The 26,179-nt window shown below is 70.3% G+C and carries 25 protein-coding genes; 16 read left to right on the top strand and 9 right to left on the bottom strand.

Features of this window, described 5'->3' with window-relative positions; translation table 11 throughout:
- Positions 1 to 22 precede the first annotated feature (22 nt).
- The 5 genes from CWN80_RS06380 (at position 23) to trxA (ending at position 4,850) form a co-directional block, all read left to right on the top strand.
- Positions 23 to 1,948 carry a protein kinase family protein gene (locus CWN80_RS06380; RefSeq protein ID WP_128277029.1) on the top strand — a complete coding sequence of 642 codons (1,926 nt, stop codon included), beginning with the start codon at positions 23 to 25 and terminating at the stop codon, positions 1,946 to 1,948.
- Positions 1,949 to 1,952: 4 nt separating this feature from the next.
- Positions 1,953 to 2,582 carry an RNA polymerase sigma factor SigM gene (gene sigM, locus CWN80_RS06375; protein WP_007926482.1) on the top strand — a complete coding sequence of 210 codons (630 nt, stop codon included), beginning with the start codon at positions 1,953 to 1,955 and terminating at the stop codon, positions 2,580 to 2,582.
- A complete protein-coding gene (locus CWN80_RS06370) occupies positions 2,575 to 3,336 on the top strand; it encodes a hypothetical protein (RefSeq protein ID WP_007926483.1) in 762 nt (253 codons plus the stop codon). Before sigM ends, CWN80_RS06370 begins: the two co-directional genes overlap by 8 nt.
- A gap of 109 nt (positions 3,337 to 3,445) precedes the next feature.
- Positions 3,446 to 4,480 carry a thioredoxin-disulfide reductase gene (gene trxB, locus CWN80_RS06365; protein WP_007926485.1) on the top strand — a complete coding sequence of 345 codons (1,035 nt, stop codon included), beginning with the start codon at positions 3,446 to 3,448 and terminating at the stop codon, positions 4,478 to 4,480.
- Between the two features lie 46 nt (positions 4,481 to 4,526).
- Positions 4,527 to 4,850 carry a thioredoxin gene (gene trxA / locus CWN80_RS06360; protein WP_007926487.1) on the top strand — a complete coding sequence of 108 codons (324 nt, stop codon included), beginning with the start codon at positions 4,527 to 4,529 and terminating at the stop codon, positions 4,848 to 4,850.
- Between the two features lie 99 nt (positions 4,851 to 4,949).
- Here the strand turns inward: trxA and CWN80_RS06355 are convergent, their stop codons facing one another.
- The 8 genes from CWN80_RS06355 to rpmH form a co-directional block, all read right to left on the bottom strand.
- On the bottom strand, positions 4,950 to 6,053 hold the full coding sequence (locus CWN80_RS06355; RefSeq protein ID WP_007926488.1) for a ParB/RepB/Spo0J family partition protein: 1,104 nt from the start codon (positions 6,051 to 6,053) through the stop codon (positions 4,950 to 4,952).
- Positions 6,050 to 6,847 carry a ParA family protein gene (locus tag CWN80_RS06350; protein ID WP_128277028.1) on the bottom strand — a complete coding sequence of 266 codons (798 nt, stop codon included), beginning with the start codon at positions 6,845 to 6,847 and terminating at the stop codon, positions 6,050 to 6,052. Before CWN80_RS06350 ends, CWN80_RS06355 begins: the two co-directional genes overlap by 4 nt.
- Positions 6,848 to 7,432: 585 nt before the next feature.
- Positions 7,433 to 8,071 carry a 16S rRNA (guanine(527)-N(7))-methyltransferase RsmG gene (gene rsmG, locus CWN80_RS06345; protein ID WP_007926490.1) on the bottom strand — a complete coding sequence of 213 codons (639 nt, stop codon included), beginning with the start codon at positions 8,069 to 8,071 and terminating at the stop codon, positions 7,433 to 7,435.
- A 24-nt stretch (positions 8,072 to 8,095) separates the two neighbouring features.
- Positions 8,096 to 8,725: a Jag family protein gene (locus CWN80_RS06340; RefSeq protein WP_007926491.1), complete on the bottom strand. Its 630-nt coding sequence runs from the start codon at positions 8,723 to 8,725 to the stop codon at positions 8,096 to 8,098.
- Between the two features lie 51 nt (positions 8,726 to 8,776).
- On the bottom strand, positions 8,777 to 9,814 hold the full coding sequence (yidC, locus tag CWN80_RS06335) for a membrane protein insertase YidC (RefSeq protein WP_007926492.1): 1,038 nt from the start codon (positions 9,812 to 9,814) through the stop codon (positions 8,777 to 8,779).
- Positions 9,811 to 10,143, bottom strand: a complete 333-nt coding sequence (gene yidD, locus CWN80_RS06330; protein ID WP_007926493.1) for a membrane protein insertion efficiency factor YidD — start codon at positions 10,141 to 10,143, stop codon at positions 9,811 to 9,813. Before yidD ends, yidC begins: the two co-directional genes overlap by 4 nt.
- A complete protein-coding gene (gene rnpA, locus CWN80_RS06325; RefSeq protein WP_007926494.1) occupies positions 10,140 to 10,514 on the bottom strand; it encodes a ribonuclease P protein component in 375 nt (124 codons plus the stop codon). Before rnpA ends, yidD begins: the two co-directional genes overlap by 4 nt.
- Before the next feature lie 10 nt (positions 10,515 to 10,524).
- Positions 10,525 to 10,662, bottom strand: a complete 138-nt coding sequence (gene rpmH / locus CWN80_RS06320) for a 50S ribosomal protein L34 (RefSeq protein WP_007926496.1) — start codon at positions 10,660 to 10,662, stop codon at positions 10,525 to 10,527.
- 444 nt (positions 10,663 to 11,106) lie between these two features.
- On the opposite strand from rpmH, the gene dnaA reads away from it, so the two are divergent.
- The 8 genes from dnaA to CWN80_RS06280 all read left to right on the top strand — a co-directional run bounded on the left by dnaA (position 11,107) and on the right by CWN80_RS06280 (position 19,848).
- The gene (dnaA, locus tag CWN80_RS06315; protein WP_128277027.1) at positions 11,107 to 12,597 is read left to right on the top strand and encodes a chromosomal replication initiator protein DnaA; all 1,491 of its coding nucleotides are present in this window, start codon (positions 11,107 to 11,109) and stop codon (positions 12,595 to 12,597) included.
- A gap of 746 nt (positions 12,598 to 13,343) precedes the next feature.
- Entirely contained in the window at positions 13,344 to 14,477 is a 1,134-nt protein-coding gene (dnaN, locus tag CWN80_RS06310) for a DNA polymerase III subunit beta (protein WP_007926502.1), read from the top strand.
- A gap of 51 nt (positions 14,478 to 14,528) precedes the next feature.
- Positions 14,529 to 15,614 carry a phosphogluconate dehydrogenase (NAD(+)-dependent, decarboxylating) gene (gene gnd / locus CWN80_RS06305; RefSeq protein WP_007926504.1) on the top strand — a complete coding sequence of 362 codons (1,086 nt, stop codon included), beginning with the start codon at positions 14,529 to 14,531 and terminating at the stop codon, positions 15,612 to 15,614.
- Position 15,615: 1 nt separating this feature from the next.
- On the top strand, positions 15,616 to 16,821 hold the full coding sequence (recF, locus tag CWN80_RS06300; protein ID WP_128277026.1) for a DNA replication/repair protein RecF: 1,206 nt from the start codon (positions 15,616 to 15,618) through the stop codon (positions 16,819 to 16,821).
- On the top strand, positions 16,818 to 17,360 hold the full coding sequence (locus tag CWN80_RS06295; RefSeq protein WP_128277025.1) for a DciA family protein: 543 nt from the start codon (positions 16,818 to 16,820) through the stop codon (positions 17,358 to 17,360). The genes recF and CWN80_RS06295 overlap by 4 nt, the downstream gene beginning before the upstream one ends.
- A gap of 14 nt (positions 17,361 to 17,374) precedes the next feature.
- Positions 17,375 to 17,929 carry an LURP-one-related/scramblase family protein gene (locus tag CWN80_RS06290; RefSeq protein ID WP_007926508.1) on the top strand — a complete coding sequence of 185 codons (555 nt, stop codon included), beginning with the start codon at positions 17,375 to 17,377 and terminating at the stop codon, positions 17,927 to 17,929.
- Positions 17,930 to 18,128: 199 nt separating this feature from the next.
- The gene (locus tag CWN80_RS06285) at positions 18,129 to 18,977 is read left to right on the top strand and encodes a hypothetical protein (protein ID WP_007926512.1); all 849 of its coding nucleotides are present in this window, start codon (positions 18,129 to 18,131) and stop codon (positions 18,975 to 18,977) included.
- 1 nt (position 18,978) lies between these two features.
- The gene (locus tag CWN80_RS06280; protein WP_007926515.1) at positions 18,979 to 19,848 is read left to right on the top strand and encodes a hypothetical protein; all 870 of its coding nucleotides are present in this window, start codon (positions 18,979 to 18,981) and stop codon (positions 19,846 to 19,848) included.
- A gap of 68 nt (positions 19,849 to 19,916) precedes the next feature.
- Here CWN80_RS06280 and CWN80_RS15345 read toward each other — a convergent pair whose 3' ends face one another.
- On the bottom strand, positions 19,917 to 20,648 hold the full coding sequence (locus CWN80_RS15345; RefSeq protein ID WP_156811750.1) for a hypothetical protein: 732 nt from the start codon (positions 20,646 to 20,648) through the stop codon (positions 19,917 to 19,919).
- A gap of 243 nt (positions 20,649 to 20,891) precedes the next feature.
- Here CWN80_RS15345 and gyrB point away from each other — a divergent pair, with 243 nt between their 5' ends.
- From gyrB to CWN80_RS06260, 3 genes are all read left to right on the top strand, one after another.
- Complete coding sequence (gene gyrB / locus CWN80_RS06270) at positions 20,892 to 23,000, top strand: DNA topoisomerase (ATP-hydrolyzing) subunit B (RefSeq protein WP_083853676.1); 2,109 nt, start codon at positions 20,892 to 20,894, stop codon at positions 22,998 to 23,000.
- 70 nt (positions 23,001 to 23,070) lie between these two features.
- Positions 23,071 to 25,650, top strand: a complete 2,580-nt coding sequence (gene gyrA / locus CWN80_RS06265) for a DNA gyrase subunit A (protein ID WP_128277023.1) — start codon at positions 23,071 to 23,073, stop codon at positions 25,648 to 25,650.
- Complete coding sequence (locus CWN80_RS06260) at positions 25,647 to 26,117, top strand: DUF3566 domain-containing protein (protein WP_238148098.1); 471 nt, start codon at positions 25,647 to 25,649, stop codon at positions 26,115 to 26,117. Before gyrA ends, CWN80_RS06260 begins: the two co-directional genes overlap by 4 nt.
- Positions 26,118 to 26,179 lie beyond the last annotated feature (62 nt).

The raw sequence follows: 26,179 nt of genomic DNA, 5'->3' as shown, positions 1-26,179 counted from the left end.
CGAGAGGGACAACGTGCACGGGGTGAACCCGGGGACCGAGCTCGGTCGATACACGGTCGCATCCCGGATCGAGGAGATCGCGGGCGGCGAGCGCTGGACCGCGAGGGACACGACGCTCGACCGCGACGTGACGCTGCTCGTCATGCCCACCGACGGCGCGAGCACCCCCGCCGCCCTCGACGCGGCACGGCGGGCCGCCGGGGTCGAGGCCGCCCAGCTCGTCCGCATCCTCGACGTCGACACCGAGGGCGACCTGTCCTGGGTCGCCGAGGAGTCGCTCGCCGACGCCCTCACCTACGCCGAGGCCATCGGCACCGACGGACTGCCCGCCGAGGAGGTCCGCCGCATCACCGGCGAGATCGCCACCGGAGTCGAGGCCGCCCGGGCCCGCGGCCTGCACCACCTCGCCCTCACCCCGGACATCGTCCTGCTGACGCACGACGGGCGGGTCAAGGTGCGCGGCCTCGCCACCTCCGCCGCCCTCGGCGGCACCGAGACCGAGGGCGAGGAGGCCGATCGCGACGACGCCCGCGCCATCGTCGCCCTCGCCTACGCCGGCCTCACCGGCACCTGGCCGCTGCCCGGCTCGACCAGCCTGCCCGCCGCACCGACGAGCGACGGCGCGCCGACGCCCCCTTCGCACCTCGCGGTGGCCGTCCCAGGCGACCTCGACACCATCTGCCGCGAGACCCTCGGCGACGACACCGGCCCGGACTCGCCCGGCGACTACGCCGCCCAGATCGCGCCGTGGTCCCGCATCCCCCTCGCCGGCGCGGTGCGCACCGGGTCGGCCGACACCCAGGTCGTGCCGACGGTCACTGCGGCGGCGGAGACCCCCGCGACAGCCGTCACCGAGCTCGCCGAGGGCGCCGACCGCGACGAGGACGTCACCCAGGCCATCGACACGCGCGGCGACAGCCGCCACACAGTCGTCATCACCCCTGGTCGCGACCTCCCGGCCCACGACGACGGCGAGGCGGCCACCGAGCCCACCACCACGCGACACACCGGGTCCCGGACCGCTGACGGCCGGGAGAGCGAGGACGAGGGCGACGACCACCACGGCGAGCGCCGCGCCGCGGCCGCCGCCGCAGCAGCCGCGGCCGCGGCCGCTGTCGGCGCCGGGGGCAAGGTCATCGGCGACCGCCTCGGCAAGGCCGCACGCACCGCCGGCGACCGCTCCAAGGAGGCGATCCACGACGCCCGCCAGCGCCGTGAGGCCATCCGCAAGGACCAGCGCACCCGCAGCTCGCTCGGCGCCGCGCCCGTCACCGCCGAGCTCGAGGCCCCGGCCCCGCTGCTGCCCGCCTCGGCCGGTGCGCCGCCGAGCCGCAGCCAGTCCAACCTCGTGCTCGCCCTCATGGCGGGCCTCGTGCTCGTCGCGTGCGTCATCGGTGGCCTCGGCTCCTCGCGGATCGGCTCCGGCACCGATCTCGGCAAGATCCTCGGTGGCGACGAGACGACCGCCGTCCAGACCACCCAGTCCTCCGACTCCGGCAGTGAGGGCGACGGCAGCGGCGAACCCTTCGGCATCATCAACGCCGCGGGCTTCGACCCGCCCCCCGGCGACGGGGTGGAGCACAACGCCGAGGTGCAGCGCGTCTACGACGGCAGCCCGCAGACCGTGTGGACGACCGAGGGCTACAACAGCGAGACCTTCGGCGGCGTCAAGCAGGGCGTCGGCATCACCGTCGACCTCGGCCAGGCGCAGAAGATCAGCTCTGTCACCCTCGACCTGCCGACCAGCGCCCAGGCGACCGTCTACGCCGGCGACCAGGCGACCAACTCCGGCACCGAGATCGGCAAGACCGAGGGCCGCACCGGCCAGGTCGTCCTCGAGCCGCAGTCCGAGGTCACGGCGCAGTACGTGACCATCTGGTTCACCTCCCTCGCTCCCTCCGACGACGGCCGCTATCGCGCCAGCCTCGGCGAAGTCACCGTCCGCTGACACGATGACGACCACGCCCCTCGACGAGGTCGACGACCGGATCCTCCTGCGGCGCCACGTCGCCGGTGACCGAGAGGCCTTCGGCGAGGTCTACCGGCGCCACCGTGACCGCATGTGGGCCGTCGCGGTCGGCGTCTGCGGCGACCGCGAGCTGGCCGCCGAGGCCGTCCAGGAGGGCTTCGTGTCGGCCTTCCGTCGGGCCGACTCCTTCCGCGGTGACGCCCAGGTCACGACCTGGCTGCACCGCATCGTCGTCAACGCGAGCATCGACCAGATCCGCAAGACGCGGCCCACCGCCGAGCTGACCGACGAGGTCGTCTCGCGCGCACCGGCAGCACCCGACTCCGCAAGCCGGGTCGACACCCGGCTCGCCGTGCACGAGGCGCTGCACAGCCTGCCCGAGGGACAGCGCCTGGCCCTCGTCCTCGTCGACATGCACGGCCTGCCCGTCGCCGAGGCCGCGCAGGTGCTCGACGTCGCGGTGGGCACCGTCAAGTCCCGCTGCGCCCGGGGCCGTGAGGCCCTCGCCGCCGCGCTGGTCGCCGCAGGTTTCACCGACGAGGGAACCTCCGGCGCAGCCGACACGTCAGACACACCAGGCCACACGGACTCGAAGGGAGGTGGCCATGACTGAGGACCAGGACCCCACGGGCATGCGTCACCTGCTGGCCAGCCTCAAGGAGAGTGGACCGATGCCCGCCGACCTCAACAAGCGCATCACCGAGAGCCTCGCGGACGAAGAAGCCGCCCGCCAAGCTCCGTCAGACACCGCCGACGTCGACGGTGACGGTGGGGCGTCGGACACCGACGACACCCCCTTCTGGCGGACGATGGGCGACGCCGGCCCGCGGGGCACCCGGCGGCCCAAGGCGCCGTGGATCCTCGGAGCGGCCGCCGCGATCGTCGTCGCGCTCGGGGTCGGCGGTCTGATGATCAACCGGCTCGACGGCGGCGGGGACACCGCATCCGACGCCGCGCCCACGCAGAGCGCGAAGCAGTCCGCCGGGAGCAGCGAGGCGGCCGGAGACGCGGCCTCGCCCGACGACGAGGTCCCGGCCTTCGTCATCACCGCGAGCGGCCAGGACTACAGCGAGGCGACCGTATCGGACGGCGCATCGCAGCTGCTCGACAACCCCACCGAGTTCCCCGAAAACACCAACGACCGGGCTCTGGGCACGCTGACGACGGCAGCCGGTGCCAGCGACTGCCTCGCCCGACTCGGCGCACCCCAGATGCAGGCCGTCGTCGTCGACGTCGCGAAGTTCGACGGGGAGGACGGTCTGCTCATCGTCGCCCAGAGCCTCCCCGACGGCCCCGCCAAGGCCTGGGCCATCACCTCTGGGTGCGAGCCGATCTGGCCGGACGCCGTCGACCTCACCGAGCAGTGACCTGAGCGGGGGTGCGCCCCGCCCCGGGGAACAGACGGATCTACGATGGCGTTGACCTCTCAGACCGTGCGCGCCCTGTGGCGCCCTCCCCGATCCAAGGACTCTCCTCGTGGCCGACGCCAGCTCCGACATCCGCAATGTCATCATCATCGGCTCCGGCCCGGCGGGCTACACCGCCGCCGTGTACGCCGCCCGGGCCAACCTCCAGCCCCTGATGTTCGAGGGCTCGGTCACCGCCGGCGGAGCACTCATGAACACGACCGATGTCGAAAACTTCCCCGGCTTCACCGACGGCATCATGGGTCCTGACCTCATGCTCGGCATGCGCGCACAGGCCGAGCGCTTCGGCACCGAGATCGTCACCGACGACGTGACCGCCGTCCAGCTCGACGGCCCGGTCAAGGTCGTCACGGACGGCGAAGGGGGCACCCACCGGGCCCACGCCGTCATCCTCGCCATGGGCTCGGCCTACCGCGAGCTCGGGCTGCCCGACGAGAAGCGTCTGTCGGGCCACGGCGTCAGCTGGTGCGCCACCTGCGACGGTTTCTTCTTCCGCGACCAGGACATCGTCGTCGTCGGCGGGGGCGACTCCGCCGTCGAGGAGGCCACCTTCCTCACGAAGTTCGCCCGCTCGGTGACGATCGTCCACCGGCGCGACGAGCTGCGCGCCAGCAAGATCATGGCCGAGCGCGCCCACGGCAACGACAAGATCCGGTTCGCGTGGAACAGCGAGGTCGCGGCGATCCACGGCGACGACAAGGTCACGGGGCTCACCCTTCGCGACACCGTCACCGGCGAGACGCGCGAGATCGAGGCCACCGGCCTCTTCGTCGCGATCGGTCACGACCCGCGCAACGAGCTGCTCAAGGCCACCACCGACGCGACGACCGTCGCACTGGACGAGGAGGGCTACGTCCTCGTCGACGGACGCTCCTCGCGCACCAACGTCGACGGCGTCTTCGCGGCCGGCGACCTCGTCGACCACACCTACCGTCAGGCCATCACGGCGGCCGGCTCCGGCTGCGCCGCGGCCCTCGACGCCGAGCGCTGGCTCGCCGCCCGCGAGGAGGCCGGCCTGCCCGCCGAGGACCAGGCCCTCACCGCGCAGGACAACCCCGTCGCCGGCACCGTCGGCGCCCGCTGACCCACCGATCCACCACCGACCCGTCACCGAGAGACAAGGACCCGACATGGCGACCACGCCGACCACCGATGCCACCTTCGAGCAGGACGTCCTCAAGAGCGACATCCCCGTCCTCGTCGACTTCTGGGCGACCTGGTGCGGCCCGTGCCGCGCCGTGGCCCCGGTCCTCGAGGAGCTGTCCGGCCAGTACGACGGCAAGCTGAAGATCGTCAAGCTCGACACCGACGCCAACCCGCAGACGACCGCGAAGTACGGCATCACCTCGATCCCGTCCATGTACGTCTTCCAGGGCGGCGAGGTCGTCAAGACGATCGTCGGTGCCGTCCCGAAGCCCAAGCTCGTCAAGGAGCTCGACCCCTTCGTCTCCTGAGTCTGACGAATTTGGTTGTGGCACATCGGCATTGATCCGAGCGTCACACACACGAGAGGCCCCGCGGCGCTGCCGCGGGGCCTCTCGTCGTCAGAGGCGTCAGTCGATGTCGGCCTCGACGCCCATCTGCCCGAGGACGCGCTCGAGGTCCTCCATCGACGCGAACTCGATCGTCATCCGTCCCTTGCGCTGACCGAGGTTGATCTTCACCCGGGTGTCGAGCCGATCGCTGAGACGGCCGGCGAGATCGTCGAGCTGCGGGCTGTACCGGCCCGCCCGGGGGGCGGATCGGCGCGGCTTCTCCGGGTCCATGCCGAGGGCCACGATCTCCTCGACGGTGCGGACCGACAGCCCCTCGGCGACGATGCGCTGGGCGAGTCGCTCCATCTGCTCACCGTCGTCGAGCGTCAGCAGGGCCCGGGCGTGGCCTGCGCTGAGGACCCCGGCAGCGACCCGACGAGCCACGAGTGGGGGCAGCCGCAGAAGACGCAGGGTGTTGGAGATCTGCGGGCGGGAGCGCCCGATCCGCCCGGCGAGCTCCTCCTGTGTGCATCCGAAGTCGTCGAGCAGCTGCTGGTAGGCCGCCGCCTCCTCGAGGACGTTGAGGTTGCTCCGATGGAGGTTTTCGAGCAGTGCGTCCCGCAGGAGGGCGTCGTCCTCCGTGGCCTTGATGATGGCCGGGACCGTCTCCTTGCCGGCCGCGATGCTGGCCCGCCACCGGCGCTCGCCCATGATGAGCTCGTACTCGACGCCGTCCTCGGCGGTGACGCGCCGGACCACGATGGGCTGAAGGACACCGATCTCACGGATCGAGTGGACCAGCTCGGACATGTCGTCCTCGTCGAAGACGGTGCGGGGCTGCTTGGGGTTGGGGCGGATGGCCGCCACGGGAACCTCGGCATAAGTCGCTCCGGGCACCGGTGCGAGGCCGTCTGGAGCCGTCTGCTCCGCGGGCGCTTCCTGCTCCTGCGAAATACCGCTTGTCGGGGCATCCGGGACGACGGTCTTCGACGAGTCGGCACCCTCATCCGACGCGGAGTGCTGCTCCGCCACCATGCCGGCGACCGTGTTGGGGACCGTCGGGGTCCGCTCCTGGTCTCGGAAGAAGACGTCCACGGGGCGCTCGGTGCCCCGTCCTGCCGTCCCGGCGTCAGGGATCAGGGCTCCCAGGCCCCGCCCGAGACCGCGTCGCTTCTCGCTCATGCTTCTTCCTTCATCTCGGCGCCACGGTGGGCGATCTCGGCGGCGGCTGCCCGGTACGAACGGGCCCCCGTGCTCTGCGGGTCGTAGGTGATGACGGTCTGGCCATGGCTCGGAGCCTCGGACACGCGGACCGATCGCGGGACGGTGGCCTCGAGCACCTGACTGGCGAAGTGCTCCCGCACCTCGTCGGCCACCTGCGCCGACAGCCGGGTGCGGGCGTCGTACATCGTCAGCAGGATCGTCGACACGTGGAGGTCCTGGTTGAGATGCGTCTTGATGAGCTGGATGTTGTTGAGGAGCTGGCTCAGCCCCTCGAGGGCGTAGTACTCGCACTGGATCGGGATGAGGACCTCGTCGGCGGCGACGAAGGCGTTGACCGTCAACAGACCTAGGCTCGGGGGGCAGTCGATGATGACGTAGTCGATCCGGGCCACACCGGCCTCGGCACGCTCCACCATCCACCGGTCGATCGCCTTGCTCATGCGGCTCTCCCGGGCAACGAGGGAGACCAGCTCGATCTCCGCTCCCGCCAGGTCGATCGTCGCGGGCACGCACCACAGGTTGTCCACATCCGGACACGCCTGGATGACGTCAGAGATCGCGGTGCCGTCGACGAGGACGTCGTAGACGCTGGGGACCTCGGAGTGGTGGTCAATGTTGAGCGCCGTGCTCGCATTGCCCTGCGGGTCGGTGTCGATGAGGAGGACGTGGAGCCCGGCCTCGGCGAGCGCGGCAGCGATGTTGACCGCCGTCGTCGTCTTGCCTACACCACCCTTCTGGTTCGACACCGTCATGATCCGCGGCCTCGGCGGGCGAGGGAGCGTTGGCGGCTCGTCCGCGGCGGGGCGGGCGGCGCCCTGCGTCTCGTCGATCTCCGGCACGGCTACCTCGTGGGTCGGGGCGGGTTCCGCCAGGGACACGGGGTCGGTCACGTCGTCCACAGGTGCCGCGTCGAGGGGTGGTGCAGCCGCACCCACCACCTCGTCGGCGATCCAGCCGACAGGTGCCGTAGCCGCCGGTGTCTCCAGACCCGGCCATCCGATCCCCGGGGCAACGGTTCGTGCTGGTGTCACCGAGACATTCCTCCTGTGGGCATGCGAGCCCCGCCATCCAACCCCAGCGGGGGCCGACACGCCAAACGCGCGTGGTCGTTGTGGATGACAGGCTCGTCATGCACAGGGATGTCCACATGTCGTGCACAGCCGTCTGGGGATGGCGCCGTGTTTCACGTGAAACGCGAGAGGTCGACGGTGGCGCCATGGAGCCTGCTGCTTCGGAGTGCAGCTGGGGCCGCTGATCCTCCGGACCCGGGCGTGACACGACCGCGGCCCGTTTCACGTGTTTCACGTGAAACGGGCCGCAAATGAGTCCGGTGCGAGCTAGCCGCCCCGCACCGAGCAGTCCACGGTGAGTGTCGGCTCGTCCAGGATGTCCGCACCGTGCGGCGTGACCTCGCTTGCTGTCACTCCCAGTCGCCGTAGCACCTTCGCCGCCTTAGCGATCTCATCCGCTGCCGATCGCCCCTTCATGGCAATCATCTGACCACCGGGGTCGACGAGAGGGACACACCACCGGGCGAGCTTGTCGAGACGGGCCACAGCCCGCGCCGTGACGAAGGGAGCCGACAGCTGGCCGTGGAACTCCTCGGCGCGACCACGGTGGACGGTCACGTTCTCGAGGTCGAGCTCGCGGGTCGTGTGCTCGAGCCATTCCGTCCGTCGGAGCATCGGCTCGACGAGATGGACATCGAGGTCGGGTCGAGCGATCGCCACAGCGAGACCGGGCAGACCTGCGCCCGACCCCACGTCGATGACACGGGCGTCTCGACTGAACGCGTCCTCGATGACGGCACAGTTGAGGACGTGGCGCTCCCACAGGATGGGCACCTCGCGCGGACCGATGAGTCCGTGGCTCACACCCGTGTCCGCGAGGATGGCGACAAAGGCCTCGGCGCGCGGACGGCGCTCACCGAAGAGTCGGTGAGCGCCGTCCGGGGCCGGGGGGATCTCAGCGGTCATGACCGGGCCGTTTCACGTGAAACGTCACGCATCGGCGGAGTCGGCGGCGGCCGAGTCCGAGGTCGATGCGTCGGTCGACTGGTCGCCGGCAGCCGCCTCAGCGGGGTGCACGACAACGTAGCGCCGGGGCTCCGTACCCGAGGAGTCCGAGACGAGGCCCGCAGCCAGCACCTCGTCGTGGACGACCTTGCGCTCGAAGGCGCTCATCGGATCCAGGTCCACCGACTCGCCGGAAGACTTCACGGTGTCGATCGCCTGCTGCGCCAGCTCGACGAGCTCGGCACGACGAGCGGCGCGGTGGCCCGCGACGTCGAGCATGAGGCGGCTGCGGTCGCCGGTCGCCGACTGCACGGCGAGGCGGGTCAGCTCCTGCAACGCCTCGAGCACCTTGCCGTCCTGGCCGACGAGCCGCCGTGGGACCCGACCTTCGTCCGAATCGACGACCGCCACGGCCGCGCGGTCTCCGTCGATGTCGAGGTCGATGTCGCCGTCCAGGTCGGCGATGTCGAGGAGCGTCTCAAGGAAGTCAGCCGCGACCTCCCCCTCCCGCTCCAGCAGCTCACGACGCGAACGCTTCGGCGCCGCCGTCTCGGGGGTGGGGGTCTCCGTGGTCTCCGGCTCGGCCGCGACCTCGGTTATGGGGGTCTCACTCATGGTGCTTCTCCTGCGTGTGGCGGGCGGTCGTCCAACGAGGGACGACCGAGGTCAGTTGTCAGTCTTGGGCTTCTGCTCGCTCACGGCAGAGCCACCCGACTTCGGCGGCGGGCCGCCCTTCTTCTTGGCCCGCCTCTTGGAGGTGGGCTGCTGGCGCTGACCAGAGATCACGCCCTTCGCCGTCAGCTCCTCGGCCATCTCGGCGTCGTGAGCCCGCTCGCGCGCCTCCTCGGGGGTGTCGAGCGGCTTGCCCGCCTTGCGGCGACGATCCTGCATCGCCTTCTCCGCGGCGGAGCCGGGCGCCGGCATGCGACGGATGACGTAGAACTGCTGGCACATCGTCCACAGGTTGGTCGTGAACCAGTAGATGAGGACACCGATCGGGAAGTAGACGCCGGAGACGGCGAAGATGATCGGGAAGAGGTACAGCATGATCTTCTGCTGCTGCGCGAACTGACCCTCGAGCGCGGCAGCCGGCATGTTCTTGCGCATCAGCTGGTACTGCGTCGTGAAGGTCGTCAGCGACATGAGGATGATGAGCGTGATCGTCACGATCTTGACGCTCAGGCCCCCGTCCGTGCCCAGGAACTGGGCCGACAGCTGGGCTCCGAAGATCGTGGACGACTCGGCCTGGGCCGCGACCGCCTGGGTGATCGGGCCGATGCCGCTCTTGGTACCGGCACCGATCTCGTCGAGGCTGTTGAGCACCCGGAAGAGGCCGAAGAAGAAGGGCATCTGCGCGAAGATCGGCAGGCAGGACGCGAAGGGGTTGGTCCCGCTGTCCTTGTAGAGCGCCATCGTCTCTTCCGTCATCTTCTGACGGGAGTCCGGGTCGTTCTTGCCCTTGTACTTCGCCTGGATCTTCGCCATCTCGGGCTGGATGAGCTGCATCTTGCGCGAGGCGTGGATCTGCTTGACGAAGAGCGGGATGAGCGCCGCCCGCATGACGACGACGAGGCCGACGATGGACAGCGTCCAGGTCCACCCGCTCGCCTCCGGCAGGCCGATCGCGGTGAGTGCGCCGTGCCACAGATGCATGATCCAGGCGACGAGCCACTCGAAGGGGTACATGATGTCGCTGAAGCTCACGTGGTGAACGTCCTTCGGTCGGTGACGCCGGTGTCGACGTCGTCGTCGTCGCGCTCGACATCGGCGAAGCGCGGACGCGCCAGGTCAGGCGAGCCGCGCTGCGCCCAGGTGTCGGGCACGTGGTCGATGCCCCCGGCGGACCAGGGGTTGCACCGCACGATGCGGTGCACGGTCAGGTAGCTGCCCCGCACGAGGCCGAACCTGCGCAGGGCGGTCAGACCGTAGGCCGAGCAGCTCGGGAAATAGCGGCAGCTCTGGGGCAGCAGTGGCGAGACGAGCAGCTGGTAGCCGCGCACGAGGCCGATGAGTGGCAGCGCGAGCACCTTCATGCCCGGTCCCCGTCGAGGAGGTGACGCAGGCAGTGTCGAAGGGCGTCACCCAGCTCGTGCGAGTCAGCGGCGGCTGCAGCCGGGTTGGCCCGGATGACCACGTCGGCTCCGGCCGGCAGGCCGCCGATCAGCTCGGCGGCCTGGGCCCGCAGACGGCGCTTCACCCGGGTCCGGGTCACGGCATTGCCCACCGCTTTGGACACGACGAGACCGACGCGCGGGGAGTCATCTCCTCGGGCGTCGGTCTGGGTCGAGTCCGCCACACGGGCATGGACCACGAGCAGCCTGGAACCGTGGCGCTTGGCGCCGCGTCCCCGGATGGTTGCCGCGAAGTCCGCGCGGTCCGTCAGGCGGTGCCGCGCGGGCAGCACCAGCGGCTCGTCAGGCGGAGAGCTTGGAGCGGCCCTTGGCGCGGCGGTTGGACAGGATGGCCCGGCCGGCGCGGGTCCGCATGCGCAGACGGAAGCCGTGCGTCTTGGCGCGGCGACGGTTGTTGGGCTGGAAGGTGCGCTTGCTCATGGCAGTCTCCGATGGGTCGGTGGGCCGGTGGGCCCGGTGCTGAAGTCCTCTACGCCCTTCGGCCGCGATCGGAAGCCCACCTCGCTCACCGGGGGTCCAGCGGGATGATGGGCATGCGAAAGCGGCCGACAGGCCGACGACCACGGTACGGGACGCCGCCACAGAGGGTCAAACCCACGACGATCGGCCGGTGTCGGTGGGCCAACCGCATGACGATGCCAGCGTCGGCGGGCCCGGACGAGGCGACACGCCGATGACGGCACGATTGCCGGTCCGATCGGCTTGCCCCGGCCCGCTCGGGTTGTTAGCGTCAGCGCACCTGCCCCACATGTATACCCACAGTCTGTGGACAACGATGTGGATGATCCGCCGTCACCGGGGCAGGATGAGAGCTGACAGGGAATCGATCGGCCAGCGAGCCGCAGGAATTTGAGGTGTGCGCCCGTGGCCGACGAGGTCGACTTCGGTGAGGTGTGGCGCACCACCCTCGAGTCCCTGGACGCCGACGGTGTCCCCGTCACGCGTCGCGCCTTCCTCAGCATGGCCCGCCTCGTCGGACTCCTCGACGACACCGCCCTGATCGCCGTCCCCGACGACTTCTCGAAGAACTTCGTCGAGCAGCGCCTGCGCCGCCACGTCACCCAGGCCCTCTCCGACCAACTCGGGCGTCAGATCCGCCTCGCGGTGACCGTCGACCCCGACCTCGCCGACGGTGAGCCGCTCCCGCCGACCCAGGGTCTCGACCCGGAGCCGGCTGCTCCCGCGGAGACGACCGCCCCCCGACCCCAGGGCCTGTCGTCGACCCTGCCCGTCGAGGACCGCGACGACGGCCTCGTCGACGAGGACCCCGAGCCGGCACCCGTGCGACCGCGTCGCGGGCGGCCCGAGCCCGAGCAGGTCGAGCTGACCCGGCTCAACCCGAAGTACATCTTCGACACCTTCGTCATCGGCGCGAGCAACCGCTTCGCCCACGCCGCAGCGGTCGCGGTCGCCGAGGCCCCGGCCAAGGCGTACAACCCGCTCTTCATCTACGGCGAGTCCGGCCTGGGCAAGACCCACCTGCTCCACGCGATCGGGCACTACGCCCGCAGCCTCTACCCCCACGTCAAGGTGCGGTACGTGAACTCCGAGGAGTTCACCAACGACTTCATCAACAGCATCCGCGACGACAAGGCGGCCAACTTCCAGCGTCGCTACCGCGATGTCGACGTCCTGCTCATCGACGACATCCAGTTCCTGCAGGGCAAGATGCAGACGCAGGAGGAGTTCTTCCACACCTTCAACACGCTGCACAACGCCAACAAGCAGGTCGTCATCACCTCCGACGTCGCTCCGAAACTCCTCTCGGGCTTCGAGGAGCGGATGCGCAGCCGCTTCGAGTGGGGCCTGCTCACCGACGTGCAGCCGCCTGACCTCGAGACCCGCATCGCGATCCTGCGCAAGAAGGCCATCCAGGAAAAGCTCTCCGTCCCGGCGGACGTCCTGGAGTTCATCGCCAGTCGGATCAGCACCAACATCCGCGAGCTCGAGGGTGCGCTCATCCGCGTCACCGCCTTTGCCAGCCTCAACCGTCAGCCGGTCGACATCGGGCTCGCCCAGATCGTCCTCAAGGACCTCATCCCCAACGAGCAGTCGAGCGAGATCTCGAGCGCGACGATCATGGCGCAGACGGCCGACTACTTCGGGCTGAGCATCGAGGACCTGCAGAGCGCCTCACGCACCCGGTTGCTCGTCACCGCGCGCCAGATCGCCATGTACCTGTGCCGCGAGCTCACCGACATGTCTCTGCCCAACATCGGCAAGCAGTTCGGCGGCCGCGACCACACGACGGTCATGCACGCCGAGCGCAAGATCCGTGAGCTCATGGGCGAGCGGCGGGCGATCTACAACCAGGTCACCGAGCTGACGAACCGGATCAAGCAGCAGGCCGGCTGACGATCGATCACTATCGGTCGATCTATCCCCCAGCAGATATTCACGGATACACGCGCATCGCTCGTTGTCCACAGGCTTCTCCCCAGCTGTGTGCCACCCGAGATCCGGGCGTGATCTCGCGGGACCCCCTCCCTTCGTCCACATGTCCCCAAGGTGTGGACAACCTTGTGCATACCCGGAAGCACCTGAAAAGTCGGGGTACGGCGAGCCTCGTCCACACCACGTCCCCCGCTCGTCCACACCCTGGCCCGGCGCGCGCGGTGCCGAGGGGCTGGCCACTACCTTCGGACGCCTGGAGGTGGCCCCAGACCACCGGATCTACCCACAACCGGGTGAGGACGACGCTGTGCACGACGTGTGCACGACGAGGGCCCACTGGTGACGACGCATCTCCACCCACAGCACCCCTCTGTCGTGCACGTCGTCATCCACGGCGTTGTCCACAGCTGTGTACCGCCAGATCTCGGGCCAGAACCCACTTGTCCACGAGATCCACACCGCCCATGACAACGATGAGTCCTCTCTCCATCCGATCCCTCCCCCACGCATGACGGTGGCCCGATCTGTGGACCACGCCCGGACGACGAATGACAAGGCGACCCGCAGTCGCCGACCGGGCGCTCGACCGCGTAATGTCTGGAGCCCATGCGTGTGCGCACGTCCGACGTGTCATTCGCCATGGGCACCACCGAAGAACGTGTCATCCATCCAGCTCCCTCACGGGCGCGCCGAAGGGTAGGTCTGTCGTGAAGTTCCGCGTCGAGCGCGATGTGCTGGCCGAGGCGGTCACCTGGGTGGCCCGCGGTCTGCCGAACCGACCTCCGGTCCCCGTCCTCGCAGGTGTCCTCATCGAGGCCAGCGACGAGGGCACGATCACGCTCTCGACCTTCGACTACGAGGTCTCGGCGCGGATCACCGTCGCCGCCGAGGTCTCCGAGCCCGGGACCGTGCTCGTCCTCGGCCGCCTGCTCGCCGACATCTCCCGCAACCTGCCGGGCAAGCCGGTCGACGTCACCACGGACGGCGCCAAGGTCCAGGTGACCTGCGGCAGCTCGCGCTTCGCCCTCCTCCAGATGCCGGCCGACGAGTACCCGACCCTGCCGACGAGCCCCGAGGCCAGCGGCAGCATCGACGGCACTGCCTTCACCCAGGCCGTCCAGCAGGTGCAGATCGCGGCCGACCGCGGCGACACCCTGCCGATCCTCACCGGCGTGCGCGTCGAGATCGAGGGCGAGAAGGTCACCCTGCTCGCCACCGACCGCTACCGCCTCGCGATGCGCGAGCTCACCTGGAAACCCAATGCCTCCGATGCCAGCCACATCGCGCTCATCCCGGCCCGGACCCTGTCCGACACAGCCAAGGCCCTCGGTGCCGCCGGCTCCATCGAAGTCTCCCTCGGTGCCGCGGCGGGCGGCTCCGGTCTCGTCGGCTTCGAGGCCGGCCAGCGGCACACGACGAGTCGTCTGCTCGACGGCGAGTACCCCAAGGTCGCCAAAATCTTCCCGAGCTCGAGCGAGACCGAGGCGGTCGTCGACACCGAGCTGCTCACCGAGGCCGTCAAGCGCGTCGCTCTCGTCACCGAGCGCAACACCCCGGTGCGGCTGAAGTTCACCGACGGCCAGGTGACGATCGAGGCCGGCACCGGCGACGACGCCCAGGCCTCGGAGGCCGTCGAGGCCGCCGTCGACGGGCCCGACATCGAGGTCGCCTTCAACCCCGGCTACCTCCTCGATGGGCTCGGCGTGCTCGGCACCAACTTCACCCGGCTCTCCTTCACCGCTCCCCTCAAGCCGGCGATGATCACCGGCCAGGAGAGCCAGGACGGCGAGATGGACACCTCCTACCGCTACGTCCTGCAGCCGGTGCGTCTCGCCGGCTGACCTCCCTTCGTCCTGCACCCCAGGGCGACCCCCGACAGGAAGGCACTCGTCATGCAGCTCGGTCTCATCGGTCTGGGCAAGATGGGCGGCAACATGCGCGAGCGTGTGCGCCGTGCCGGTCACGAGGTCGTCGGTTACGACACCAACCCCGAGGTCTCCGACGTCGAGTCCGTGCAGGCCATGGTCGAGGCGCTGCAGACCCCGCGCGTCGTCTGGGTCATGGTGCCGGCGGGCGAGGTGACCCGGGCGGTCATCGCCGACCTCGCTGAGCGTCTCGAGCCCGGTGACCTCGTCATCGATGGTGGCAACTCCCGATTCAGCGACGACGGCCCCAATGCCGAGCTGCTCGGCACGAAGGGGGTCGGGTACCTCGACTGCGGCGTCTCCGGCGGCATCTGGGGCCTGGACAACGGCTACGGCCTCATGGTCGGTGGCGACGCCGCGCACGTCGAGCAGGCGATGCCGATCTTCGATGCGCTGCGTCCCGAGGGGCCGCGCGACGAGGGCTTCGTCCACGCGGGCGCCGTGGGTGCCGGTCACTACGTGAAGATGGTGCACAACGGCATCGAGTACGGCCTGATGCACGCCTACGCCGAGGGCTACGAGCTGCTCGAGAAGAAGGACATCGTCACCGACGTCCCCGGCGCCTTCAAGGCGTGGAGCCGCGGCACCGTCGTGCGCTCCTGGCTGCTCGACCTCATGGTCAAGGCCCTCGAGGAAAATCCCGATCTCGACGACGTCAGCGACTACACCGCCGACTCGGGAGAGGGCCGCTGGACCGTCGAGGAGGGCATCGCCAACTCCGTGCCGATGCCGGTCATCTCAGCCTCGCTCTTCGCGCGCTTCGCCTCCCGTCAGCAGGTGAGCCCCGCGATGCAGGCGGTCGCCGCGCTGCGTGGCCAGTTCGGCGGCCACCAGGTGATGACCGTCGCCGAGGGCGAGGACCTGCGTGCCGAGGCGGCGAAGGGCGTGGCCTCGCCCGCCGCGAGCCGGGCCCAGGAGGACAAGAAGATCGACAAGCCGGCGGCCCCCGCCGAGGCCGCGCAGGGGGATGCCGCCGACGCGGGTCCCACGTCGGGCACGCAGAGCACGGGTGGGTCGCCGGGACCGACGAGCGGGTCCGGGTCGACCGAGTGACGTGCACGTCCGTCACCTGAGCATCGGGGACTTCCGCAGCTATCCGAGCGCCGAGCTGGCACTCGAGCCGGGTGTCAGCACTCTCGTCGGGCTCAACGGCCAGGGCAAGACCAACCTCGTCGAGGCCATCGGCTACGTCGCCTCCCTCTCCAGTCACCGGGTCGCGACCGACCAGCCGCTCGTGCGCTTCGGCGCGGACCGGGCGATCGTGCGGTGCGCTGTCGTCCGCGACGGTCGCGAGAGCCTCGTCGAGCTCGAGATCACCCCGGGCAAGGCCAACCGGGCCAAGCTCAACCGCTCGCCGCTGCCGCGGACCCGCGACGTGCTCGGCACGCTGCGCACGGTGCTCTTCGCGCCGGAGGACCTGGCGCTCGTCAAGGGCGACCCGGGTGAGCGGCGGCGCTTCCTCGACGACCTCCTCGTGCAGCGTCAGCCCCGCTGGGCCGGGGTGCGCTCCGACTACGACAAGATCCTCAAGCAGCGCGGTGCCCTGCTGAAGTCGGCAGCCTCGCTCCTCGGTGGCCGCCCGGGGCGGGGGCGACGCAGCGCCTCGGTACCGGAGGGCGTCGACCCGCGGGAGGCCGCCGAGGAGGCGGTGCGCACCCTCGACATCTGGGACGACCACTTGGCGACGGTCGGCAGCCAGCTGCTCTACGCGCGACTGCGGCTGCTGCGTGACCTCGTGCCGCACCTGCAGGAGGCCTACCGCGAGGTGAGCGCCAACCAGTCGGAGGCGACTGCCGTCTACCGCAGCTCGCTGCACGATGCGGCGGCCGAGGCGATCGCCGGCGGCGCGGTGCCCGAGCCGGACGAGCTGCGCACCATGCTCCTGGAGACGCTGGCGGAGCGGCGCAGCCAGGAGATCGAGCGGGGGGTCAACCTCGTCGGCCCCCACCGTGACGACCTCGTGCTCGGGTTGGGCGAGATGCCGGCGAAGGGGTACGCGAGCCACGGTGAGTCGTGGTCTTTCGCCCTCGGTCTGCGGCTGGCGGCCTACCACCTGCTGCGGCACGACCTGGGCGACGACCCGGTGCTCGTGCTCGACGACGTCTTCGCCGAGCTGGACTCCGGGCGGCGCGAGCGGCTGGCCGCGATGATCGCCGACTGCGAGCAGGTGCTCATCACCGCTGCCGTGCCCGAGGACGTGCCCGAGGGGCTGGCCGGCCGCACCTACGCGGTGAGTCTCGGCGAGGTGTCCGCCCCATGAGCGAAGGGGAGGTCCCGCCCCCTTCGTCGGAGGGCGGGGTGGAGGGGCCGCAGGAGCAGGACGCCGCCGCAGCGGCACTGGCCCGGGCCCGCGCCGTGGCGGCGGGCAAGGGGCTGCGCCCGGGGATGAAGCCGCGCCGCAAGCGGAAGTGGCAGCCGCAGGGGGTGCTGTCCTTCGGCGGCCGCGACCCGCAGACCATCGGTGACCAGGTCGAGCGACTCGTCGGCGACCGCGGTTGGCAGGTCGACGTCGCCGCCGGGTCGGTCATGGGCAGGTGGTCGGAGATCGTCGGTCGTGAGGTGGCCGAGCACTGCGAGCCGGTGACCTTCGAGGCCGGGGTGCTGTCGGTGCGTGCCGACTCGACGGCCTGGGCGACCCAGATCCGGCTGCTGTCGAGCACCCTGCTCGGGCGGATCACCGACTCCGTGGGGCCGGACGTCGTCCACGAGATCCGGGTGCACGGGCCGAGCGCCCCGTCGTGGTCGCGTGGTCCGCGGCGCACGAGCGACGGTCGGGGCCCTCGGGACACGTACGGGTAGAGCACACTGGGCACGTGGGGATCCTGCAGACCGATGCCATCGTCCTGTACCAGGTGCGGTCCTTCCTGAGCAACGACTTCGCGATCCACGACCTCACCGGGCAGCCGGTCGGGCGGATCGTCACAGAGGGTGGTGCGGGCTCGCGGCTGCTCATGGGCAACCGGCAGCTGGCGATCGTCGACAGCGACGGGACCCTCCTCATGCGGCTCGTCGACCCGCCCAACCTCGGTCTCGACCGCTTCGAGGTGCTCGACGGGCACGGCAACCTCGTCGCGCGCATCGTCAAGGAGTTCACCCTCTTCAAGAAGGCGCTGCGCATCGAGCTGACGACCGGCCCGCAGCTGCGCCTGGACGGTTCCCTCTTCGACCACGAGTTCAGCGTGACCGGGCCGGGTGGGGTGGCCGCGACGGTGAGCAGGCACTGGCCGGGCGTCACCCAGGTCTTCCTCGGGCGCGAGCGCTACGTCCTCGGCTTCAGCCCCCAGGTGCCGGCCCCCGAAAAGCTCGGGACGATCGGCGCCGTCATCGCGCTCGACCTTATCCGGGCCAAGCAGCGCAACAACGGCTGAGCGTACGCCTGCATGGTGTGGGTCAACTGCTTCTTCATCCGCGACCTGCGCACCCCTTTCGGTGGGCTGGCGACGCCGGTGTCGGGCGCGAAGGGGTGACGCCCGTCACGGACGATTGGCGGTCACCCCGGGTTGTTATGGCATCGTGAGGTGCCGCTCTTGATCCCGAGGGCGTGTCCATGCCTGCGAGGAGAGCATCATGAGTGGTCCGAAGGACGGTCGAGGCGCTGACGCCTTCGACGACTTCTTCGGCGACCCCACCCCGTCCGGTCACATGGGACCGACGCGGGAGGTTGCGCCCACGGAGTCCGAGGACGAGCCCACGCAGGACGTCGAGCTGCGCCGCCGCGGCGAGCCCACGCAGGCCACGCCGGTCGTCCCGCCGATCACGCCCGAGCCCACCCCGTCGGGTGCCGTGCCCGAGGACTGGTGGCAGCCCGAGCCGCAGGCCGCGCCACCGGCGGCCCCCGCCCCTGCCGCCTGGCAGCAGGCCCACGCCGCGCCGGCGCAGCAGGCCTACGCGCAGCAGCCGCAGGCCCATCAGCCTCCGCGTCGCGAGCCGGGTCGGGGTGTGTCCCCGGCGGGCATGGTCGGCATGCTCGTCGGTGGGGTGCTCGTCGGTGGCCTGTGCGTCGGTGGGGCCGTCATGGCGCTCAACAGCGCCGACGACGAGCCGGTGGCCACGTCGACGACGGTCACGTCGACCTCCACCTCGCAGCCGACGACCTCCACATCGACGTCCAGCTCGACCTCGTCGTCGAGCAGCTCCTCGTCGACGACGGACAGGCGCACGGGCAAGCTCCCCGACGGCGTCACCAAGTGCGCCGGACCCAAGCAGGGCACCTCCGTGGGACGTGGCTCCGAGGTCACGAGCTGCGCCTTCGCCGGCGCGGTGCGCGATGCCTACCTCGCGGAGGACCCGACGAGCGGCTCGACGAAGCTCGAGGTGCGCAGTCCCGTGACCAAGAAGAACTACACGATGACCTGCACCGGCTCGACCATCACCCGCTGCACCGGGGGCAACGACGCCGTCGTCGTCCTCTACTGACGTGCGGCGGCGGCTGCTCGGCGGGTCGCTGCTGACGGCGTTCGTCGTCGCCACGGGTGCCTGTGGCGCCCCGGAGGGCCCGTCGAGCGCAGCCTCCTCGAGCAGCTCGACCCCGAGCACCTCGGTGACGAGCACGGCCAGCCCGACCTCGACGAAGCCCTCCGCCGGTCTCGCGCGTGACGTTCGCCGGGTCGTCGCGGACCACCCGGACGCCGACATCGCCCTGGCCTACGCCCCGGTCGGTGGCGGCGTGCCGGTCGTCGTCGGTGATGCCCCGCCGCTCGTCGCCTGGTCGACGATCAAGGTCCCTCTCGCCCTGGCCGTCGTGCGTGCGGGCGACGGTGAGCGCCTGTCCACCGACATCACCTCGGCCCTCACCGCCTCGGACAACGAGGCCGCAGCGAGGCTGTGGGAGTCCCTCGGCGACGGGGCGAGCGCCTCCGGGGCGGTGGAGGAGCAGCTGCGTCGTGGGGGTGACCGTCGCACCGGGGTCCCGTCGCGCGTCGTCGTCGAGGGGTACTCCCCCTTCGGCCAGGCGACGTGGCGCCTGACGGACCAGACCCGGATGACCTCCGCCCTGCCCTGCCTCAGCGGTTCGCGACCGGTCACCACTGCGATGGGCCAGGTCGTCGACGGCCAGCGCTGGGGTCTCGGCGGCATCGCCGGGGCCCGGTACAAGGGCGGCTGGGGCTCGACGCCGGAGGGGTACGTCGTGCGCCAGCTGGGGATCGTCCCCGGCGAGGGCGGTCGGACGGCGGTGACCCTCCAGGTACGCACCGGGACCCATGCCCAGGGCACGGCCATCGCGGACCAGCTCGCCCAGGTCGTGCGCCGGCACCGCGACGAGCTGCCGGCGGGCGCCTGCTCCTGACCCCGGGACGGCGAGAGCCCGCCACCCCGGACGAAGGGGGTGGCGGGCTCGCCGCGTCGTGGGCCGGGTCAGGAGGCCTTGGTGACGCTGTCGGTGATGGTCTTGGCGACCTCGGCGGTCTCGTCCTTGTCGATGGTCGAGACGGTGATGACGGCGGCGCCCGAGTCGGACGGCACGGCGATCATCTGGCCGTGGACGGTCTGGCTGCCCGCTGACATCGTGTAGGTCGCGACGGTGGCCTTGCCCGAGTCCGTGTCGACCTCCTCGGTGCCGGAGACCGTGGCGGACTGCTGCGCAAGGCTGGCCTTGAGGTCGGACTCGGTGAGGGCCTGGGGGCTCGGGATGACATTGATGTTGGGGGAGAAGCCGTCCTCCGCCTCGCCCATGACGAGCACGTCGATGCTCTGCGACAGCTGGGTGAGGAACTGGTCGACCGGCTGACCCGCCGTCTCGGCCATCGTCTTGATCGACTGCGGGGCCTTGTCGGGGTCCTTGGCCAGCGCGGACGGGTCCACGGTGGTCCAGCCGTCCGGCACGTCGAAGGTGACGCCGGACTTCGACGCGGTGACGCTGCCCTCGCCGCCGCTCTCGCCCTCGGCGGACTCACTTTCGCTCGGGCTCTCGGAGGCCGACTCCGAGGGCGACTCGCTGCCCTCGGAGGAGCTCGCGGAGGACTCCGCTGAGCTGGAGGTGCTCGACGAGCTGCCCTCGGTGTCGGAGTCACCGCCGCAGGCGGAGAGCGCGAGCGCGGAGGCGGCGGCCAGGGCGGCGAAGGAACGGGTACGGCGCGTGGTCATCATGCTCTCGAGCCTCACGACGTCGGTGCGCAGCGCCATGGGGAGGACTCCCCGACGGCGCGTCGTCGTGCAGCCGACGAGAGCGCCGGAGGGGCCCCGATGTGTGGAGGGAGTCGTCCGGCGCCCCGTGGGGCGGCGAGAGCCGCCGCCACGGGCCCACAAGATGCCGCGCGAGGACGCTCCAGAGGGTAGGATCAGAGGGTTGAGGCCGCGGTGCCAGCCCCAGGGGCCAGCCCGCGGCGATCCATGCACCGCACCAGCTCGAGGAGCACCGTGGCAGACGAGCAGTCGCCTGAGATCCAGCCGAAGTCCCCCGACACGGGGAGCCCCGAGTACGACGCGAGTGCGATCCAGGTCCTCGAGGGCCTGGAGGCCGTGCGCAAGCGGCCCGGCATGTACATCGGCTCCACCGGCGAGCGCGGTCTGCACCACCTCGTGTGGGAGATCGTCGACAACGCCGTGGACGAGGCGATGGCCGGCCACGCCGACACGATCGACGTGACGCTCATGGAGGACGGTGCCGTCCGGGTCAAGGACAACGGCCGCGGCATCCCGACCGACATCCACGAGGCCGAGGGCATCTCCGCGGTCGAGCTCGTCCTCACCCAGCTGCACGCCGGTGGCAAGTTCGGCGGCGGCGGCTACAAGGTTTCCGGTGGCCTCCACGGCGTCGGCTCGTCCGTCGTCAACGCCCTCTCGACCCGCCTCGACGTCTGCGTGCGGCAGAAGGGCCACGCCCACCGCATGTCCTTCGACCACGGCGTGCCGACCGGCCCCCTTCGCCGTGAGGAGGAGACCGACGCGACCGGCACGACGATCACGTACTGGGCCAACCCCGAGATCTTCGAGACGGTCGAGTACGACTACGAGACGATCCGCGCCCGCTTCCAGCAGATGGCCTTCCTCAACAAGGGCCTGACGATCAACCTCGTCGACGAGCGGGTCGACGAGCCCACGGAGACCGAGCAGGCCGAGGACCTCGACCACGTCGACGACGACATCACCGAGGTCGTCGACTCGGAGGGCGGCGAGACCGCCCCCGCCAAGAAGGCCCGCAAGGTCTCCTACCGCTACGACAACGGCATCGTCGACTACGTCAGCCACCTCGTCGGCTCCAAGAAGGCCGAGCCGGTCACCGCCGAGATCATCTCGATCGAGACGGAGGACACCGAGCGGGCCCTCTCCCTCGAGCTGGCGATGCAGTGGACGAGCGCCTACAGCGAGTCCGTCCACACCTATGCCAATGCGATCAACACGCACGAGGGCGGCACCCACGAGGAGGGCTTCCGTGCGGCGATGACGAAGCTCATCAACGACTTCGCGCGCAAGCAGAACCTCCTCAAGGACAAGGACGACAACCTCACCGGCGACGACATCCGCGAGGGTCTGACCGCCGTCATCTCCGTCAAGCTCGGCGAGCCGCAGTTCGAGGGCCAGACCAAGACCAAGCTCGGCAACTCCGAGGTCAAGGGCTTCGTCCAGCGGGCGATGACCGACGAGTTCGGCCACTGGCTCGAGGCGCACCCCAACGAGGGCAAGGACATCGTCCGCAAGGCCGTCCAGGCGGCCGCCGCCCGCATGGCCGCGCGCAAGGCGCGTGAGGCGACCCGGCGCAAGGGGCTGCTCGAGTCGGGCGGCCTGCCCGGCAAGCTCTCCGACTGCCAGTCCAAGGACCCGACGATCTCCGAGGTCTTCATCGTCGAGGGCGACTCCGCCGGCGGCTCGGCCAAGGCGGGCCGCAACCCGGAGAACCAGGCGATCCTCCCGATCCGCGGCAAGATCCTCAACGTCGAGAAGGCGCGGATCGACAAGATCCTCGCCAACCAGGAGGTCCAGGCGCTGATCTCGGCCTTCGGCACGGGCATCGGCGAGGACTTCGACATCGCCAAGGCGCGCTACCACAAGATCGTGCTCATGGCCGATGCCGACGTCGACGGCATGCACATCCGCACCCTGCTGCTCACGCTGCTCTTCCGCTTCATGAAGCCGCTCATCGAGGCCGGCTACGTCTACCTGGCGCAGCCCCCGCTCTACCGCCTCAAGTGGTCCAACCACGACCACGAGTTCGCCTTCACCGACCGCGAGCGCGACGCCATGGTCGCCGAGGGCCAGGCGAAGGGGTGGCGACTGCCCAAGGACAACGCCATCCAGCGCTACAAGGGTCTGGGCGAGATGAACTACCAGGAGCTGTGGGAGACGACGATGGACCCGGCCAGCCGCGTGCTGCTCCAGGTGACCCTCGACGACGCCGCCGCGGCCGACGAGATCTTCGCCGTGCTCATGGGCGAGGACGTCGAGTCCCGCCGCAGCTTCATCCAGAAGAACGCGCGCGACGTGCGCTTCCTCGACATCTGACCCGGCCGGCGCGCACCGCGACGACCCGCCCTGCCCCCCCTTCGGCACGACCCCGAGGTGACCTGACCACATGACCGACACCCCCACCACGCCCCCCGAGGCGGATCGCACCGAGCCGATCGACCTCAACGCGGAGATGCAGCGCAGCTACATCGAGTACGCGATGAGCGTCATCGTCTCCCGCGCCCTGCCCGACGTGCGTGACGGGCTCAAGCCCGTGCACCGCCGCATCGTCTACGCCATGTACGACGGTGGCTACCGCCCCGACCGCGGCTACAACAAGTGCTCGCGCGTCGTCGGCGACGTCATGGGCCAGTACCACCCGCACGGCGACAGCGCGATCTACGACGCCATGGTCCGCCTCGTGCAGCCGTGGTCGCTGCGGTACCCGCTCATCGACGGGCAGGGCAACTTCGGCTCCGCGGGCAACGACGGTGCGGCCGCCCCCCGGTACACCGAGTGCAAGATGGCTCCGCTGTCGCTGGAGCTCGTGCGCGACATCGACCAGGAGACGGTCGACTTCGTCCCGAACTACGACGGCAAGACGATGCAGCCGGACGTGCTGCCCGCGCGCTTCCCCAACCTCCTCGCCAACGGCTCCGCCGGCATCGCCGTCGGCATGGCGACCCAGATCCCGCCGCACAACCTGCGCGAGGTCGCCGACGCCGCCCAGTGGATGCTCGACCACCCCGACTCCTCCCGCGAGGAGGCCCTCGAGGCGGTCATGGGCTTCATCAAGGGCCCCGACTTCCCCACCGGCGCGCTCATCATGGGCACGCGCGGCATCGAGGACGCCTACCGCACCGGCCGCGGCTCCATCATCATGCGGGCGGTCGTCGAGGTCGAGGAGATCCAGGGACGCACCTGCCTCGTCGTCACCGAGCTGCCCTACCAGGTCAACCCGGACGCGCTGGCGCAGAAGATCGCCGAGATGACCAAGGAGGGTCGCCTGTCGGGCATCGCCGACATCCGCGACGAGACCTCCGGCCGCACGGGCCAGCGACTCGTCATCGTCCTCAAGCGGGACGCGGTCGCCAAGGTCGTGCTCAACAACCTCTACAAGCACACCCAGCTGCAGACCAACTTCGGCGCCAACATGCTCGCGCTCGTCGACGGGGTGCCGCGGACGCTGCCGATCTCGGCCTTCATCCGCTACTGGGTCGAGCACCAGATCGACGTCATCGTCCGCCGGACCGAGTACCGGCTGCGCAAGGACGAGGCCGCGATCCACATCCTGCGCGGCTACCTCAAGGCGCTCGACCTGCTCGACGAGGTCATCGCGCTCATCCGCCGCTCCCCGACCGTCGACGAGGCCCGCGAGGGCCTGATCAAGCTGCTCGACATCGACGAGCTGCAGGCGATGGCGATCCTCAACCTCCAGCTGCGCCGTCTGGCCGCGCTGGAGCGGCAGAAGATCATCGACGAGCACGACGAGATCGAGGCGCGGATCGTCGACTACAAGGACATCCTCGCCAAGCCCGAGCGGCAGCGGCAGATCGTCAAGGACGAGCTCGGTGAGATCGTCGACCGCTACGGCGACGAGCGGCGCAGCCGGATCCTCCCCTACGACGGTGACGTCGCGATGGAGGACCTCATCCCCGAGGAGGACGTCGTCGTGACGATCACCCGGGGTGGCTACGCCAAGCGCACCCGGGTCGACGAGTACCGCGCGCAGAAGCGTGGCGGCAAGGGTGTGCGCGGCGCGGCGCTGCGCGGCGAGGACGTCGTGCGCAACTTCTTCACGACGACCTCGCACCACTGGCTGCTCTTCTTCACCAACCTCGGCCGGGTCTACCGGGTCAAGGCCTACGAGCTGCCCGAGGCGGCCCGCGACGGCAAGGGCCAGCACGTGGCCAACCTGCTCGCCTTCCAGCCGGACGAGCAGATCGCCGCGGTCTACGCCATCAAGGACTACGAGGCGGCCCCCTACCTCGTCCTCGCGACGAAGCGCGGCCTGGTCAAGAAGACCCGCCTGACCGAGTACGACTCGCCCCGCAGCGGCGGCCTCATCGCCATCAAGCTGCGGGAGGACGACGAGCTCATCGGGGTCGGCCTCGTGTCGGCCGAGGACGACCTGCTGCTCGTCTCGCGGGACGCCATGTCGGTGCGCTTCCACGCGACCGACGACGTGCTGCGGCCGATGGGCCGCTCGACGAGCGGTGTCACGGGCATGAAGTTCCGCGACGGCGACTCGCTGCTCGCGCTCAACGTCATCGAGGACGGCACCGACCCGGACGTCTTCGTCGTCTTCGACAACGGCGTCGCCAAGCGGACCTCCGCCTCCGAGTGGACCGCCAAGGGCCGCTCCGGCCTCGGCGTGCTCGCGGCGAAGTCCGGCAAGGGCGGTCGGCTCGTCGGTGCTCTCGTCGTCGACGAGGACGACGAGGTCATGGTCGTCATGGAAAAGGGCAACATCGTCCGCTCGGCGGTGGCCGAGGTCAACCGGACGAGCCGCAACACCCAGGGCGTCAGCTTCGCCTCGCCGCGCAAGGGTGACGAGATCGTCGCAGTTGCTCGCAACGTCGACCGTGGCGAGGACGCGGAGCCGGGGGACGAGCAGGTAGCGTCGGACCCTGACGTGCAGTCCGCCGGGGAGGTCCCGGCGGAGACCGCCCAGCAGGGGGATGCCCCCGGAGGTGACCAGGAGTGAGCTCGACAGGAGAGACCACGGCCGTGCGGACGGCTGCAGGGTCGTCCCAGGCCCGGCGGACCTCGTCCGGAGGCACCGCCTCCCGACCCGCCCCCCGGGCCGGTCGCCGCGTCAAGCTCATGGTCTCGCGGGTGGACCCCTTCTCCGTCATGAAGGTCGGCTTCCTCGTCTCCGTGGCCCTGGGCATCGCGCTCGTCGTCATGACGGCCGTCATGTGGGTGCTGCTCTCGGCGATGGGGGTCTTCGACTCCGTCAACGAGCTGGCCGGCCAGATCATCGGTGACGGCTCGGGCGAGGAGTTCGACGTCATGGACTTCCTCGGCTTCGGCCGGGTCGTCTCGCTGTCGATCGTCATCGCGGTCGTCGACGTCTTCCTGCTGACGGCCATCGCCACCCTCGGTGCCTTCCTCTACAACATCGTCGCCAGCCTCGTGGGCGGCGTGCACATGACGCTGACCGACGACTGATCCGCACCCCCGGCGCCGTTTTGGTTTCGGCGCCGGGTGTGGGGTAATCTCGGGCGTCGCGC

Source organism: Janibacter hoylei PVAS-1 (assembly GCF_004025845.1).
GTDB classification, from domain to species: domain Bacteria; phylum Actinomycetota; class Actinomycetes; order Actinomycetales; family Dermatophilaceae; genus Janibacter; species Janibacter hoylei.
The sequence above is the reverse complement of the archived record's forward strand: the minus strand, read 5'-3'. Positions and strand labels throughout refer to the sequence as shown.

Coding starts and splice junctions, on each gene's coding strand:
- sigM (WP_007926482.1), top strand. CDS start 1,953: ATGACGACCACGCCCCTCGACGAGGTCGACGACCGGATCCTCCTGCGG.
- CWN80_RS06340 (WP_007926491.1), bottom strand. CDS start 8,725: ATGAGTGAGACCCCCATAACCGAGGTCGCGGCCGAGCCGGAGACCACG.
- CWN80_RS06355 (WP_007926488.1), bottom strand. CDS start 6,053: ATGAGCGAGAAGCGACGCGGTCTCGGGCGGGGCCTGGGAGCCCTGATC.
- trxA (WP_007926487.1), top strand. CDS start 4,527: ATGGCGACCACGCCGACCACCGATGCCACCTTCGAGCAGGACGTCCTC.
- gnd (WP_007926504.1), top strand. CDS start 14,529: ATGCAGCTCGGTCTCATCGGTCTGGGCAAGATGGGCGGCAACATGCGC.
- CWN80_RS06370 (WP_007926483.1), top strand. CDS start 2,575: ATGACTGAGGACCAGGACCCCACGGGCATGCGTCACCTGCTGGCCAGC.
- CWN80_RS06350 (WP_128277028.1), bottom strand. CDS start 6,847: ATGACGGTGTCGAACCAGAAGGGTGGTGTAGGCAAGACGACGACGGCG.
- CWN80_RS06295 (WP_128277025.1), top strand. CDS start 16,818: ATGAGCGAAGGGGAGGTCCCGCCCCCTTCGTCGGAGGGCGGGGTGGAG.
- rpmH (WP_007926496.1), bottom strand. CDS start 10,662: ATGAGCAAGCGCACCTTCCAGCCCAACAACCGTCGCCGCGCCAAGACG.
- rsmG (WP_007926490.1), bottom strand. CDS start 8,071: ATGACCGCTGAGATCCCCCCGGCCCCGGACGGCGCTCACCGACTCTTC.
- CWN80_RS15345 (WP_156811750.1), bottom strand. CDS start 20,648: ATGATGACCACGCGCCGTACCCGTTCCTTCGCCGCCCTGGCCGCCGCC.
- CWN80_RS06285 (WP_007926512.1), top strand. CDS start 18,129: ATGAGTGGTCCGAAGGACGGTCGAGGCGCTGACGCCTTCGACGACTTC.
- gyrA (WP_128277023.1), top strand. CDS start 23,071: ATGACCGACACCCCCACCACGCCCCCCGAGGCGGATCGCACCGAGCCG.
- gyrB (WP_083853676.1), top strand. CDS start 20,892: ATGCACCGCACCAGCTCGAGGAGCACCGTGGCAGACGAGCAGTCGCCT.
- yidD (WP_007926493.1), bottom strand. CDS start 10,143: ATGAAGGTGCTCGCGCTGCCACTCATCGGCCTCGTGCGCGGCTACCAG.